Raw genomic sequence first — 12088 nt, forward strand, 5'->3', positions numbered from 1 at the left:
TTTGAACCCTCGATGGGATTTAAGTCCCAAACCGCATTAGCAGTGCGTTGCCCCTCGTCTGACGACGACGGGGGGCAACCCTTCAAGACCGACTCGTGCAGGTCATGCCCATAGTGCTGTCGGACGGGGTCGGACCCCGACTTACCGGGACCCGTCCTCTTGGTGCCAACGCCGTGCCATCAGGCGGTCGTCGCCTCAGTCCGGCAATACCTCGTCGAGGTACACCTCAACAGAATCGAACAGGCCACCCGGCACGTACTCCGGCAGCTGTCTCCGCGTCAGCCACGCCACCTCTGCGACCTCACGGGGTGCGGCAGCCGATGCGGTCCCGGCCAGCACCGCGCATGCGGTGTAGGAGACCAGCCGGCCAGTGTCGGGATGGAGCCGCTCACCGAGAGGCTTGATCGCCTCGACGGTGAGGCCAGTCTCCTCGCGCACCTCTCGCACGGCTGCTCGCTCGACGCTCTCGCCTGATTCGACCTTGCCGCCAGGGAGCGCCCAGACGAGGTCGCGCTCGCGGACGCTGCGCCTGATCAACAGGAGACGGCCGCCATCCACGATGACGGCCATCGATACCCGCGGCCGATCAGTCATCCTCGGACACCGCAGCGTTGACGATCCTCCGTACCTGCTGCCGGGTGTAGCCGGTCGCCTCGCAGATGTCCTTCTGCTGCACTCCGTCGGCGTCCGCCTGCCGGATGGCCACAGCCAGTTCCTGCCGCAGGATCTCGGTCCGCTGCTCGGCCTCTCTGAAGCGGCCGGCGACGTGCTGGAGGGAGCGCTTATCCATGGCACACAGTGTTCCATCGCAGGCGACGGGCGCCGAGGCCACGGCAGGTTCGATGAGCGTCATGGAACATGAGGTTACTCAACATCAGCATCTTTGCCTAGGTTGAAGAGGTTGACAGAGGAACATGATGTTCCCTACTCTTCAGGTGTTGGCCCGAGACGGACCAACAGAACGGCCCCCGGAAGGTGTTAGCGCACCGACCGAGGGCCTCACGGAATCACCTGAGCAACCAGGAGTCCCGCTGTGTTTCAGCTTCTCACGTCCCCCCGTGCCACCCGCACGGTTCGCGGCCTGCTCGGCGCCGTCCGCTCCGCCATCAGGCCCGCCTCGCTCGGCGAGCAGAAGACCGCGGTCGAGGCGCCGGACCCGGCCGGCCTGTACGAGGCCGACGAGCTGCCCGACACGGACGTGATCGAGGCCGCTGCCCGAGAGCTTGAGCGTGCCGCCGACCAGGCCCGTCGCGCCGACCGTGGGAAGCGTGCCGCGAAGAAGGTCCTCGACAAGCTGCCCTCCGGCATCTACGGCTCGTGGCGCGTGTTCCGCACCCCGTCCAGTCGTCAGACCCCGGACCTTGCGGAGATCACCCGCATCTTCAAGGCGAACGGGCTCGGCCCGGTCCCGATGAAGGCGTGCGCGCCCTCCCTCAAGGTCGAGGCCGTCGAGCCCGCCGTGGCGGTCGCGCTGTGAGCGTCATCGGAACCCGCGTAGTCGGACTCGGAAAGCCGCACATCAGCACCCGGACCGAGGCGGGGACCGTCGAAGACGTCGAGGCGGAGCTCACCGGGGACGCCGACGAAGTGCCCCACGTGAAGGTCGCGTGGGACTCCGGTGACACCACCTGGATCAGTGCGGACGGCGTGACGCCCGAGAAGTAGTCCCACCGCCTGACTTTCTCTCCACCCCACGGCCACCGCACAAGCGGACGGCCCCGGCAGGAGTTGCGACCTTCTGCCGGGGCCTGGGCCGAATCCCTTCAAGCAGGGAGAACGACCGTGCAGAACACCGTACAGACCACGCCCGCCACGTTCACCAGTCAGACGCCGGCCGCGCCGGACCGCACCATCACCTACCCGCTGAAGGCAGGCGGATCCTTCACCACGACCTGCCCCAAGTTCTGCGACGACGACCACACGGACGATGTCGTCGGCGGCCTCACCACCCCCGGCGACCTGCTCCACCAGGGCGAGGCTGTCAGCCTCGACTTCGCGACGCAGGGCGCCGAGCAGAGCATCCTCGTGGCGCGCATCAGTCAGTGGCCGCTCTCCCAGGAAGACGGCAAGCCGTACATCGAGCTCGTTCCCGAGGGTCGCACCGGCGTAGGCCTGATCCTGACCAACCGGATCGAGCTCGACGAGGAGATCCGGCGGGTCCGCGCGCACCTGAGCGCGCTGATCGAGCTGGGTGACCAGTTCGCCGAGGCGCAGGCCGACGACCACGAGCGCCACGTACAGGCCGACGACACGGCCTGGTCGACACTCAGCCGCACCGACCTGCAGTCGATGCCGATCGCGTACCTGCTGAAGGCGTTCGGAGTGACCGTCGTCGAGACGGAGGACATCGGCCGTAAGGCGGTGGCCGCCCTGTACGGGAAGCCGGGCGCGATGGAGCTGCGCATCAAGCCGGAGATGTCGCAGTACATGCGCGAGGACCAGGCCCGCCGCCTGCTCATCGACCGCTTCGACGCCAAGTCCGGCCGTGCGCTTCGCTCCCAGGCCGACGAGGCCCTGCGGCAGGCCCGCGGTGGTCAGGCATGAGCAACGACGACGAGCGCGCGCAGAAGTTCGTCGAGCGCCACTTCCCGGTGACCGCCGCGTTCCTCGCCGCCGAGCGCGGCGAGGGCCCGGCCCCGGTCTACGGGCCGAGCGACGTACAGAACGCCCACGACGACCAGCCGGAGCCGCACGTCGTCGTGCGCGTCGCCTACCGCATGTCCCGCTGGGAGATCCTCGCGGCGCTCGCGGCCGGCTACGCGACGACGAACATCGAGCGCAGCCCCGACGACATGACCGTCCAGCAGATCCGCTACGACGTCGAGGCGCAGCTGTCTCTGATGTCGTGGCGGGACATGGAAGACCTCGTCGAGTCGGTCGCCGGGCAGATCGAGCGGGGCGAACACCCGGAGCAGATGCAGGCCCTGAAGCGGGCCATGGACCGGGCATATTCGCCTCGCCCCGAGCCGGAGCCGAGGCCCGTGCAGCGGCCGTACTACGAGGGCGGCACGGTCACCCTGCAGACCGTCGATCACGGCGAGATCGTCGTCGACGAGCCTGCTTGGTGTGCCGGTCACGACAACGAGCCGATCGGCCACCGCGCGGACGTCACGCACAAGGGCCCGTGGATCTCTGCGGAGTTCGAGGGTGTCGAGTTCCTGCCGGCCTGCATCTCGTGGGCGCCGTTCGCCGAGGAGCAGCCGGAGCCGTTCCCGGTGCTCGACGTCGACGAGTTCCCGCCCATGGAGCCCGACGAGCTGCGCGGCCTGGCCGCGGTGGTCGGCCTGTACTCCAGCGAGCTCTACACGAAGGCCAACGAGCTGGACCGGATCCGCAGGGGGATGCAGTGAGCCGCTACACCACCGTGCCGCGACCCACGGAGCATGCCGCGCTGCGGCAGCTGGACCGCTGCCCGCGCCGACTCCCCTCGTATCCCGTCCTGTTCGCCGGCCTGGTGACCGCCAACGCGGTCGGCGACCGGCACGGCAAGAACCTGTTCGCCCACGCCATCGCCCGCCTCGGCGGAGAAGGAGGCGAGTGATGGACGCCCAGCCCGAGAAGCCGTTCATCTTCACGTGGACCGGCGCGGAGGCCAACGCGCTGCGGCTGGCCCTGCGGATGACGCAGGAGCAGTTCAGCGACTACCTCGGCCCGTCCGTGCGGACGATCTCCCGCTGGTCGACGGCGCCGGAAGCCCGGATCTCCCGCGAGACGCAGGACGCCCTGGACATCGCCTACGACCGGCTGACAGCGCACCACATGCAGCGCTTCCTGCACGCCCTCAAGAGGGCCCAGCCGCGCGAGGCGACCTCCCCGGTCGTGATGGCCGCGGAGATGGCGCTGATGCAGGCCCGCATCGACGAACTGCACGCCCAGCTGCAGAAGGAGCAGCACTCATGAAGCGACTCAGCGCACGCCAGACTCTTGCCGGCGGTGCCGGTCTTGTGACCGTCACCCTGACGGCCGCAGCGTTCTGGCTGTCGTATGAGCATTTGCACGACGTCGCTGACGACAACGGCCTCGGCGGCATCCGGGCGTGGGCGTGGCCCGGCACGGTCGACCTGTTCATCGTCGCCGGGGAGCTGCTGATCCTGCGGGCCGCATTGCGCGGCCGTGCGGACTGGTTCGCCTACCTGCTGGCCGGGGTCGGCTCGCTCGGGTCCATCGCGCTGAACGTCGCCGGGGTCGGTACGGGGGCGGACCCGCTCGAGTACATCGTCGCCGCGGTTCCTCCGGTGGCCGCGCTGCTCGCCTTCGCCGCCATCATGCGGCAGGTACACGAGCAACTCGTGTCGGACGTCGAGACCGAGGCTTTGGATGTTATCCAGACCCTCCCGGCCGCCACGGTCGAGCGTGTACCCGAGGTGTACCCGGAGATCGAGGCGGCTGTACCTGCCGTACCCGAGGCCGTACCTGGGGGTGTCCGGCTGCTGCCGGTCTTCGGCTGCCCGGGAGAGCTGCACCGCGCCCTGCGTCACGAAATTCGTCACGAAACTCCGACGCCTGTACCCGCCGCCGAGTACCCCCGTACCCGGCCCGCGGTGCACGCCGAGTACGTACCCGACAGCGACCGGCAGGTGCCCGACCCCGGGCCGGATGACGAGCCCGACGAAGAGCACGAGTACCCCGACCCGCTCATCCCGCAGGTACGCCGCGACTTCCCCGGCGAGACGCCCGGAGTACGGCGCCTGAAGGAGAAGTACGGGATCGGCCAGCCCCGCGCGCAGCGCATCCGTGACGAGCTGACGGCGGTGACGTCATGAAGTGGATTCTCCTCGGCGCCCTGCTGGGCCTGTGCCTGCTGTACCCGTCGCTGCTGGCGGTCGTTCTCGCCGTGGTCGCGGCGGTCCTGTCCAAGCCGCTCCTGGTGGCGTTCGGCCTCGGCCTCGCCGTAGGTGCGCGGTCCCCCCTGCTGCGGAGGCGGACGCGATGAGCGACGAACTGTCCAACCTGCCGGAGCAGTACCGCCAGTACCTCCACCCCGTCGACCCGACGGCCGCGCATCACCGGCCGCCGAACATCGTCTACGACCAGCAGGGCCGGCCGGTCCACTTCACCATCGGTCAGCCCCCACCCGCGGTTGTCGTGCAGGCGCCCGTACAGCAGGGCCTCGACCCGGCCATGCAGCGGCTCGTCATCATCACGTTCCTGATCCTCGCCGTGGTCGTCGTCTGCACCGCAGCCATCTGCGCCGTGGTGGTCCTGGTCGGCGGAACGCTGATGGGGATCATCGGCGCCGTCTCCGCGAACATCCCGATGATCGGCGCCTCCCTGGTCGGCGTGATCCTCGCCGCCGGCTGGGCGGCCTCGAAGATCCGGCCCGACGCCCCCGCGAGAAAGCGCCGCTGACTGCGGGGCGTACCTGCTGTACCTCCGCCTGTACCCGCCCTGTACCTAACCCCCTAAGACCTGCACAGGAGTTCATCGTGAGTGTTCGTTCCCGCGCCGTCCGCGACCGTCAGTCCCGCATCGGCCGTATCGCCCGCCACCTCAACCGGGAGCACGGCTGCGTCCGCCCCGACGACGTCGTGAGCCTGGCCGTGGGCTGCGGCATCAAGGTCACCCGCCCCGAGGTCGTTCACGTCCTCGTCCGCCTCCGGCTGCGCCGCCGCTGACCTGCCCTTCCGTCCCACAGAGGTTCTTCCGGGACCTCTGTCGGGCGGTGGGGCCGGACAACCCGGCCCGCGACCAGGAGGAATCCATGACCCGCGAACAGGCCCTCACCCAGGCCGTGATCGCCGCAGACAACGCCACCGACCTCGCCCGGGAGGCGGACCGGATGGCCCACCACAACGACTTCCGCCCCCAGACGCCCGCGTTCGCCGCGGCCGGCGCCCTGTGGGCCGACGTCGCAGTCGCCTACGCGGCCATCGCCCAGGCCCTGCCCGAGACCACCCCGGAGGACTGACATGGCTGCGACCAGCCGAGACCCGCACAACAACCGCGAGTTGGCGGCCGTCGTCCTCCTCGGCGCCCGCATCGCTCGACTTGAGCGCCTGGGCAAGCCGACCAAGCGCCTGGAGAACCGCGTCGACCGCATCCGCGAGCAGGCCCAGAAGCGCGAGGACGCCAAGCGCCGGAAGTAGGTACACCACGGGGCGCCCGTACCCGGCACAGGTACACCGGGCGCCCCGTGTCCCAGACCGCCCCGTAGAGCGACCGGAGAGAGAAGCATGACGGACACCATCGTTCCCCCGACAGACACCCCGCCGAGTACCCCCGTACCCGATGTACCCGAGCAGGCAGGTACGGCAGGTACACCCGTACCCGTCGACAACCCGAAGCTGCCCGCGCCGGGCGTCACCGACGAGAAGCGCAAGCCGATCCTGCCCCCATGGGTGAAGGACCGGACCGAGTTCGTCACCGCGGCACGCCACTCTGCGACCCGCGCCGGGTACGCCGCGATGTATCACGGGGTACGCGTCCCCTGGTACGGCACACAGCTGACGATGATGTCCCCGCGGGGCGCCTGCCGGTTCATCGCCTCCACGAACAGGTGGTTGTGGGACCGGGAGGCCGCACCCCTGCGGGACTACGCCGTGCGGACCGAGGACGTCGAGGAGTACATGCGTCTCGCCCGCCTCCGCGGCAACCGGGTACGCCTCCGCGGCCTGGTCACCGTCGTCGCCATGGTGTTCGGCCTCGGCTTCGCCCTGTGGCTGTACGTCCTCGCTCCCGAGTTCCTGTACGCGTTCGCAGCCGGCGGCGTACTCACCATGGGGTACCTCGGGCAACAGCCCGACGCTCCCGTCATCGGCCCGGCCGTGATGCGCACCGAGCTGCAGAAGCTGACGGGCCTGATCGTGCTGCGCGCCCTCGACGCCATCAGCAACCCGAAGATCTCAGCCGCCATCAAAAAGGGCGGCGACATGGACGGGATGCGCTTCACCAGCGAAATCACCCGCGACGGGCCCGGCTACCGCGCCGACCTCGACCTCCCGTATGGGGTTACGCCGGACGACGTCATGGAGAAGCGGGAGCAGCTCGCTTCTGGCCTGCGCCGCAAGGTCGGCTGCGTGTGGCCGTCCGGCGACGAGAACGAGCACGAAGGGCGCCTGGTGCTGTGGGTCGGCGACAAGCCGATGAACGAGACCACGAAGCCGGCGTGGCCGCTGTTGAAGGACGGGCAGGTCGACCTGTTCAAGCCCGTCATCTTCGGCAACGACCAGCGGATGCGGTGGGTTGAGGTCACCCTCATGTTCGCGTCCATCGTTATCGGCGCGATCCCGAGGATGGGCAAGACATTCCTGCTCAGGCTGCTGATGCTGATCTGCGCCCTCGACCCGCGGGCGATGCTGCTGGCCTTCGACCTGAAGGGCACCGGCGACCTCGGCGCCCTTGAGCCGGTCTGCCACCGCTACCGGGCCGGCGAGGAAGACGAGGACATCGAATACATCCTTCACGCCCTCCGCGAGATCAAGGCCGAGCTGCGTCGCCGCGCAAAGGTCATCAAGTCCCTGCCGCGCTCCCGCTGCCCCGAGTCCAAGGTCACGCCTGCCCTGGCCAACGACAAGTCCCTTGGCCTGCACCCCATCGCCATCAGCATCGACGAATGCCAGGTGCTGTTCGAGCACGACAAGCACGGCGCCGAGCTGGAGAGCATCTGCACCGACATCACCAAGCGCGGGCCGGCGCTGGGCATCATCGGCATGTACGCCACCCAGCGGCCCGACGCGAAGTCCCTGCCGACCGGCATCAGCGCGAACGCTGTCCTGCGCTTCGCCCTCAAGGTCATGGGCCACACGGCGAACGACCTGATCCTCAGCACCGGCGCCTACAAGTCCGGCATCCGCGCCACCATGTTCAACCGTCGTGACCTGGGCATCTGCTACATGGCCGGCGAGGGCGATGACCCGCGCATCGTCGCGAGCGCGTTCGTCGACGCACCCAAGGCCGAACTGGTCGTCACCCGCGCCCGGAAGATGCGCGAGGAGTACGGCAACATCACCGGCCACGCCATCGGCGAGGGGCCAGCTGAGACGGTCGGCATGGACCTGCTCGGCGACATCCTCAAGAGTGTGGGCGCCGACGAAGAGCAGGTGTGGAACGAGCGTGTGGCCGCCCGCCTCGCCGAGCTGCGCCCCGACGTGTACGAGGGCTGGAAGGGCGAGAACGTCACCTCCGCACTCAAGCCGTGGGGCGTCGAGACCACCCAGGTGTGGGGCACCACGGACGAGGGTGAAGGCAAGAACCGGCGCGGCATCAAGCGCGCCGACGTCGTCGCCGCCGTCACGCGCCGTAACGCCGACAGGGTCGCCGCCTAGCCCGAGAACCGCTGCTAGACCTAGCACCCCGACCCGCTAGGTCTAGCAGGGCTACTAGCAGTGAAATGCGCCCCTGATCTGTGATCTAGCGTCTAGCAGGGGCGCCCCCGGGAAACGGGAAACACCCACTTCAGACGAGGGAGACACCCCATGTGGCTTGCTATAGCCGCGCTCATCCTCTGGCTCGCCGGTTACGCAGTGTTGTGTGCCGTCAAGCCGTTCGCCCCGTGCGGCAGGTGCAAGGGCGCTGGCTATCTGCAGCACTTCCGTAAGCAGCGGACGTGCCCGCGCTGCCACGGCGACAAGCTTCGGCTGCGTGTGGGCCGGCGCATGCACAACGCATGGCGCCGCACCCGCGAGGCCGGCACCCGCCCCATGCCCGAGAGGACCAGCCGTTGACCACCCTTTGGGAGTCGCCGGCGGAGACGCTCGGCGAGCACATCGCCCGCCTGGTCGCGATCGAAGCCGAGACCGAGACCGTGCACGCCTGGCAGCCGCTGCTCATACCGGGCGCCCTGCAGAGTTACGCCTACGCGTGCGGGGCGATCGGATCCACCACCCCGGCCCTGCCGCCGGAGACCATCGCCGAACGGGCAGACATCCGCCGCCAGCGCATCGACCAGCTGCGCGCCGCCTCCGAGTTTATCGTCGACGAGAGCGCCCTGTACCGGGCCGTCGGCGGGTCCGCGGCGCTCGTCGACCAGTTGGAGCACCTGCTCGCCGTGGCCTCGCTACAGCCGTCGCTGACACTGCGGATCCTGCCGCAGAGCATCGAGGCGCACCCCGGTCTCGCCGGGCCGTTCACCCTGTACCGGGCCGCCCGGCAGCGTGCCGTGTTCATCGAGTCGCTGACGTCTTCAGAGATCACCACCCGCCCCGATGATGTCGCTGCCTACGCTTCGACGTGGGAGCGGCTTGAGGCGCTGGCCCTGTCCGCTGCCGAATCGCTCGACCTGATCGACGCAACGAGGGAGACGCTTTGCCGGAGACTCCGAACGAGTCGCTGAGCTGGACGAAGTCGACGTACACCGACAGCGGCAGCTGTGTGGAGTGGGCGAGGCCCGCAGGCGGTGTCCTGGTGCGGGATTCGAAGCGGCCCGTCGGGCCGCGGGTACGGCTGAGCGGTAATGCCTGGCAGGCATTCGCCCACTGGGCTGGCAAGCAAGGAGAAGCGCTGTGACCGACGACAGGCCGAACTGGGGATGGGGTCCGAAGGACGCGAATCCGTCTCTGCCGTTCGCTCTGGTCCTCGCCGTGCTGCGGCAGGACGAGGCAGGCTACGAGGCCCTCACGGCGGCGCACCCGCCGGAGGTGGTGCGGGACATGGTCCTGTCGCTGACGGCAGCGCTGGGGCGGAAGGCCTGCGGATCCGACGAGGCCTTCGAGGCGTACCTGATGGAGTGCATCGAGTCGACCACTCAGCAGGAGATCGACGACCAGCCGGGCAGCTAGCCCGCGAATGAGGGCCTCTGCTTGAGCGCCGTAGCGAACTGCTGCGCCTCGGGCGGGGGCCCTTCGTCATGTCCGGGGGTGAACGCTTAACGGCCCCCGTGGGCCGAAGCTTCACGGAGGCCGTATATCCCCGGAGCCGACCGGGGGTACGTTCTGAGTGTCGAGGTCAGAACGGAGCCAGCATGCCACAGCCAACACGCGTCGGCACCGGCGGAATTGGGGCGCGTATCGAAGAGGTGAGCGCCCTTCGAGGCTTCTCCCTCCGGGAACTTGGCCGCCGCGCCAACGTCTCCCCGTCGATGCTCTCCCGCATCATCAACGGCCAGCGCCAGGCCAGCCCAGCCATCGTCTCCGCGGTCGCCCGCGCTCTGTCCGTCAGCATCTCGGTCCTCCACGGTCAGCCGTACATTCACCAGTTGCAGGCCGACCAGCTCGACCGGCTGATAACGCCGATCAGTGCCGCGCTGGATGACTGGGACATCCCTCTCGGGGAGGGCGACCCCCCGCCCCGTCAGCTCGCCGCGCTGGAGGCGACGGTGACGGCGTTGAACGGGCAGCGCGCGAGAGCCGAGTACATCGAGATCGCCCACGAACTTCCCTCGCTGCTCGCCGAGGTGAACGCCCACGTGCTGACGCAGTCCCCCGGGTACGCCCTGGAGCGGGCCGCGTGGCTACAGGCGGAGCTGTGCCGCACCGTGTACGTGGTCGGCCGTCAGATCGGCTTCATGGACCTCGCGCGCCTGGCGCTGTCTCGCATGGCCGTGTCCGCCCCGCAGTCCGGCGACCCCCGGCAAGTGGCCATCGAGCGATGGGACCGGGCGCAGCTGATGGCGGACGCCGCCCGTCATGACCGCGGGGTGCTCCTCGTTCGGCAGGCCCTCAAAGACCTGGACGACGACGGGGAGCAGGCCACGAAGGCAGTGCGCGGCGCCCTGCACCTGAAGGGGGCCATCCTCTCCAGCCGTCAGGGAGACACGGCCGGCGCGGATGACTGGCTGGCCGCGGCTGGAGAAATCGCCGAGGAGACGGGTGAAACCCGCAACTACGGACTCGTGTTCGGCCCGGTCAACGTGATCATTCACGGCATGTCGGCGTCCAGCGACCGGGACAAGCACGCTCGCGCGTTGGAGAAGGCCCGCAAGGTGCGGCTGCCGGACGACTACCCGGAGGCTCGGGCCGGGCACTACTGGGTGGACCGGGCACGTGCGGAGACGTGGACAGCACGGCACGAGGACGCGTTCACGTCGCTGGGCCACGCCCGGAGAGCCGCACCGCAGCAGACTCGGTATCACCCGGGGGTGCACGAGACGGTGGCGACGCTGCTGCGGGCGCGGGTGAAGGCGTCGGGGGACCTGCTGGAGTTCGCGCACTGGTGCGGCGTGTAGCGCGCGGGGCAACGCTGGTCAAGGGTCTGGGTGTTGCCAGCCTGTCAACGCCAGGGCCTTGCCAGGTCGGCACGATGTGACGGTACCCACACCGTCCGTCACATGGAGCCGACCATGACCAGCAAGAGCGTCACCGTGCCCGAGTCACCACCTCCGCCCCGGCCGGGACCAGTCGAGATGCCCCTGGACGTCGAGGTGATGCGGGCGAGCGCGAACCGGCTGGTCGGCGAGGACGCCGAACTCCCCAGCGTCGAGGAGCTGGAGACGCTGACGCTGCAGCTGCGCGGCCACATCATGCTGACGATCCCCGAGGTAGAGAAGGCGGCGTTCAAGCTGCCTGACGACGACGTGCCGCGGGCCTGCGCGCTGGCCTGTATCGGGGAGGCACGCATGCGTCTCGGCCTTGAAGCCGGGCACGGTCTACCCGCAGCGATCAAGCACGCTCAGCGGCTCGCCCGCTCGGTCAACGCCTTGTGCGACCACTACGAAAATCTCGGCGGCGAGCACCGCTGACGACTCCCGCCCGCCCCTGGTACCCCCGAGAGGGGCGGGCGGGATCGCGCCCACGTCCGGCGTCGGTCACGCGGTCGCCGTGCCCGTCCCGATGACGGGCGACGTGGGAACAGGCCCCGGCCGGTCATGTCCACCGGCCGGGGCCGAACCGCGAAACGGGTCACAGGATGGCCACTCCCCTGATGTCGGCGCATTCCGGGGCGGATGATGCTGCATCTCATCCGCACCTCTGGGGGACCCATGCGCATCCGCACTCTCGTCACGACTGCCGTCCTGCTGGCGGGCCTCGCGGCCTGCGGTGCGTCCGGGGAGGAGGAACTCGATCGCTGCCGGGCGGCCCTTGAGAAGCTCCCGGCGAAAGTGCCCGTGCAGCCGGAGGCCTGCGAAGGTCTGTCCGAGGACGACTACAACACTCTCCTGATGGCGCACATCATCGAGGAGACCAACACCCTCGTCCCGACGACCGAGCCGTAA

General features: G+C 69.2%; 22 protein-coding genes. 20 read left to right on the plus strand and 2 right to left on the minus strand.

Annotated features, from left to right (window positions below):
• Positions 1-195: 195 nt before the first annotated feature.
• Together OG718_RS27590 and OG718_RS27595 are read right to left on the minus strand one after the other, a co-directional pair.
• Complete coding sequence (locus OG718_RS27590) at positions 196-594, minus strand: NUDIX hydrolase (protein ID WP_328845434.1); 399 nt, start codon at positions 592-594, stop codon at positions 196-198.
• Complete coding sequence (locus OG718_RS27595) at positions 587-790, minus strand: helix-turn-helix domain-containing protein (protein WP_328845435.1); 204 nt, start codon at positions 788-790, stop codon at positions 587-589. Before OG718_RS27595 ends, OG718_RS27590 begins: the two co-directional genes overlap by 8 nt.
• Before the next feature lie 243 nt (positions 791-1033).
• Here OG718_RS27595 and OG718_RS27600 point away from each other — a divergent pair, with 243 nt between their 5' ends.
• The 20 genes from OG718_RS27600 to OG718_RS27695 all read left to right on the plus strand — a co-directional run bounded on the left by OG718_RS27600 (position 1034) and on the right by OG718_RS27695 (position 12088).
• On the plus strand, positions 1034-1477 hold the full coding sequence (locus tag OG718_RS27600) for a hypothetical protein (RefSeq protein ID WP_328845436.1): 444 nt from the start codon (positions 1034-1036) through the stop codon (positions 1475-1477).
• Positions 1474-1665: a hypothetical protein gene (locus OG718_RS27605; RefSeq protein ID WP_328845437.1), complete on the plus strand. Its 192-nt coding sequence runs from the start codon at positions 1474-1476 to the stop codon at positions 1663-1665. The genes OG718_RS27600 and OG718_RS27605 overlap by 4 nt, the downstream gene beginning before the upstream one ends.
• Positions 1666-1782: 117 nt before the next feature.
• Positions 1783-2544, plus strand: a complete 762-nt coding sequence (locus tag OG718_RS27610; protein ID WP_328845438.1) for a DUF6907 domain-containing protein — start codon at positions 1783-1785, stop codon at positions 2542-2544.
• A complete protein-coding gene (locus OG718_RS27615) occupies positions 2541-3350 on the plus strand; it encodes a DUF6907 domain-containing protein (protein WP_328845439.1) in 810 nt (269 codons plus the stop codon). The genes OG718_RS27610 and OG718_RS27615 overlap by 4 nt, the downstream gene beginning before the upstream one ends.
• Complete coding sequence (locus tag OG718_RS27620; RefSeq protein ID WP_328845440.1) at positions 3347-3541, plus strand: hypothetical protein; 195 nt, start codon at positions 3347-3349, stop codon at positions 3539-3541. Before OG718_RS27615 ends, OG718_RS27620 begins: the two co-directional genes overlap by 4 nt.
• Positions 3541-3900 (plus strand): helix-turn-helix domain-containing protein, encoded by a 360-nt coding sequence (locus OG718_RS27625; protein ID WP_328845441.1) that lies wholly within the window; start codon positions 3541-3543, stop codon positions 3898-3900. Before OG718_RS27620 ends, OG718_RS27625 begins: the two co-directional genes overlap by 1 nt.
• A complete protein-coding gene (locus OG718_RS27630) occupies positions 3897-4763 on the plus strand; it encodes a DUF2637 domain-containing protein (protein WP_328845442.1) in 867 nt (288 codons plus the stop codon). Before OG718_RS27625 ends, OG718_RS27630 begins: the two co-directional genes overlap by 4 nt.
• Positions 4760-4933 carry a hypothetical protein gene (locus OG718_RS27635; RefSeq protein WP_328845443.1) on the plus strand — a complete coding sequence of 58 codons (174 nt, stop codon included), beginning with the start codon at positions 4760-4762 and terminating at the stop codon, positions 4931-4933. Before OG718_RS27630 ends, OG718_RS27635 begins: the two co-directional genes overlap by 4 nt.
• Positions 4930-5349, plus strand: coding sequence for a hypothetical protein (locus OG718_RS27640; RefSeq protein ID WP_328845444.1), 420 nt, complete (start codon positions 4930-4932; stop codon positions 5347-5349). Before OG718_RS27635 ends, OG718_RS27640 begins: the two co-directional genes overlap by 4 nt.
• Before the next feature lie 77 nt (positions 5350-5426).
• Positions 5427-5615, plus strand: coding sequence for a hypothetical protein (locus tag OG718_RS27645; RefSeq protein WP_328845445.1), 189 nt, complete (start codon positions 5427-5429; stop codon positions 5613-5615).
• 86 nt (positions 5616-5701) lie between these two features.
• A complete protein-coding gene (locus OG718_RS27650; protein WP_328845446.1) occupies positions 5702-5908 on the plus strand; it encodes a hypothetical protein in 207 nt (68 codons plus the stop codon).
• Position 5909: 1 nt separating this feature from the next.
• Positions 5910-6086 (plus strand): hypothetical protein, encoded by a 177-nt coding sequence (locus OG718_RS27655; protein ID WP_328845447.1) that lies wholly within the window; start codon positions 5910-5912, stop codon positions 6084-6086.
• An 87-nt stretch (positions 6087-6173) separates the two neighbouring features.
• A complete protein-coding gene (locus tag OG718_RS27660; protein ID WP_328845448.1) occupies positions 6174-8264 on the plus strand; it encodes a cell division protein FtsK in 2091 nt (696 codons plus the stop codon).
• A gap of 150 nt (positions 8265-8414) precedes the next feature.
• Positions 8415-8663, plus strand: a complete 249-nt coding sequence (locus OG718_RS27665; protein WP_328845449.1) for a hypothetical protein — start codon at positions 8415-8417, stop codon at positions 8661-8663.
• Positions 8660-9271: a DUF5753 domain-containing protein gene (locus OG718_RS27670; RefSeq protein ID WP_328845450.1), complete on the plus strand. Its 612-nt coding sequence runs from the start codon at positions 8660-8662 to the stop codon at positions 9269-9271. The genes OG718_RS27665 and OG718_RS27670 overlap by 4 nt, the downstream gene beginning before the upstream one ends.
• On the plus strand, positions 9244-9444 hold the full coding sequence (locus OG718_RS27675; RefSeq protein WP_328845451.1) for a DUF397 domain-containing protein: 201 nt from the start codon (positions 9244-9246) through the stop codon (positions 9442-9444). Before OG718_RS27670 ends, OG718_RS27675 begins: the two co-directional genes overlap by 28 nt.
• Positions 9441-9716, plus strand: a complete 276-nt coding sequence (locus OG718_RS27680) for a hypothetical protein (RefSeq protein ID WP_328845452.1) — start codon at positions 9441-9443, stop codon at positions 9714-9716. Before OG718_RS27675 ends, OG718_RS27680 begins: the two co-directional genes overlap by 4 nt.
• A gap of 182 nt (positions 9717-9898) precedes the next feature.
• Positions 9899-11101: a helix-turn-helix domain-containing protein gene (locus OG718_RS27685; protein ID WP_328845453.1), complete on the plus strand. Its 1203-nt coding sequence runs from the start codon at positions 9899-9901 to the stop codon at positions 11099-11101.
• Between the two features lie 114 nt (positions 11102-11215).
• On the plus strand, positions 11216-11614 hold the full coding sequence (locus tag OG718_RS27690) for a DUF6415 family natural product biosynthesis protein (RefSeq protein ID WP_328845454.1): 399 nt from the start codon (positions 11216-11218) through the stop codon (positions 11612-11614).
• Positions 11615-11854: 240 nt separating this feature from the next.
• A complete protein-coding gene (locus OG718_RS27695; RefSeq protein WP_328845455.1) occupies positions 11855-12088 on the plus strand; it encodes a hypothetical protein in 234 nt (77 codons plus the stop codon).

The sequence above is a fragment of the Streptomyces sp. NBC_00258 genome (assembly GCF_036182465.1).
Classification (GTDB): Bacteria; Actinomycetota; Actinomycetes; order Streptomycetales; family Streptomycetaceae; genus Streptomyces.

What these genes read in the sequence shown, in the direction of transcription:
- OG718_RS27640 (WP_328845444.1), top strand. Translation starts at nt 4,930, where the DNA reads ATGAGCGACGAACTGTCCAACCTGCCGGAGCAGTACCGCCAGTACCTC.
- OG718_RS27685 (WP_328845453.1), top strand. Translation starts at nt 9,899, where the DNA reads ATGCCACAGCCAACACGCGTCGGCACCGGCGGAATTGGGGCGCGTATC.
- OG718_RS27625 (WP_328845441.1), top strand. Translation starts at nt 3,541, where the DNA reads ATGGACGCCCAGCCCGAGAAGCCGTTCATCTTCACGTGGACCGGCGCG.
- OG718_RS27690 (WP_328845454.1), top strand. Translation starts at nt 11,216, where the DNA reads ATGACCAGCAAGAGCGTCACCGTGCCCGAGTCACCACCTCCGCCCCGG.
- OG718_RS27615 (WP_328845439.1), top strand. Translation starts at nt 2,541, where the DNA reads ATGAGCAACGACGACGAGCGCGCGCAGAAGTTCGTCGAGCGCCACTTC.
- OG718_RS27655 (WP_328845447.1), top strand. Translation starts at nt 5,910, where the DNA reads ATGGCTGCGACCAGCCGAGACCCGCACAACAACCGCGAGTTGGCGGCC.
- OG718_RS27635 (WP_328845443.1), top strand. Translation starts at nt 4,760, where the DNA reads ATGAAGTGGATTCTCCTCGGCGCCCTGCTGGGCCTGTGCCTGCTGTAC.
- OG718_RS27695 (WP_328845455.1), top strand. Translation starts at nt 11,855, where the DNA reads ATGCGCATCCGCACTCTCGTCACGACTGCCGTCCTGCTGGCGGGCCTC.
- OG718_RS27650 (WP_328845446.1), top strand. Translation starts at nt 5,702, where the DNA reads ATGACCCGCGAACAGGCCCTCACCCAGGCCGTGATCGCCGCAGACAAC.
- OG718_RS27660 (WP_328845448.1), top strand. Translation starts at nt 6,174, where the DNA reads ATGACGGACACCATCGTTCCCCCGACAGACACCCCGCCGAGTACCCCC.
- OG718_RS27595 (WP_328845435.1), bottom strand. Translation starts at nt 790, where the DNA reads ATGGATAAGCGCTCCCTCCAGCACGTCGCCGGCCGCTTCAGAGAGGCC.
- OG718_RS27665 (WP_328845449.1), top strand. Translation starts at nt 8,415, where the DNA reads ATGTGGCTTGCTATAGCCGCGCTCATCCTCTGGCTCGCCGGTTACGCA.
- OG718_RS27590 (WP_328845434.1), bottom strand. Translation starts at nt 594, where the DNA reads ATGACTGATCGGCCGCGGGTATCGATGGCCGTCATCGTGGATGGCGGC.
- OG718_RS27630 (WP_328845442.1), top strand. Translation starts at nt 3,897, where the DNA reads ATGAAGCGACTCAGCGCACGCCAGACTCTTGCCGGCGGTGCCGGTCTT.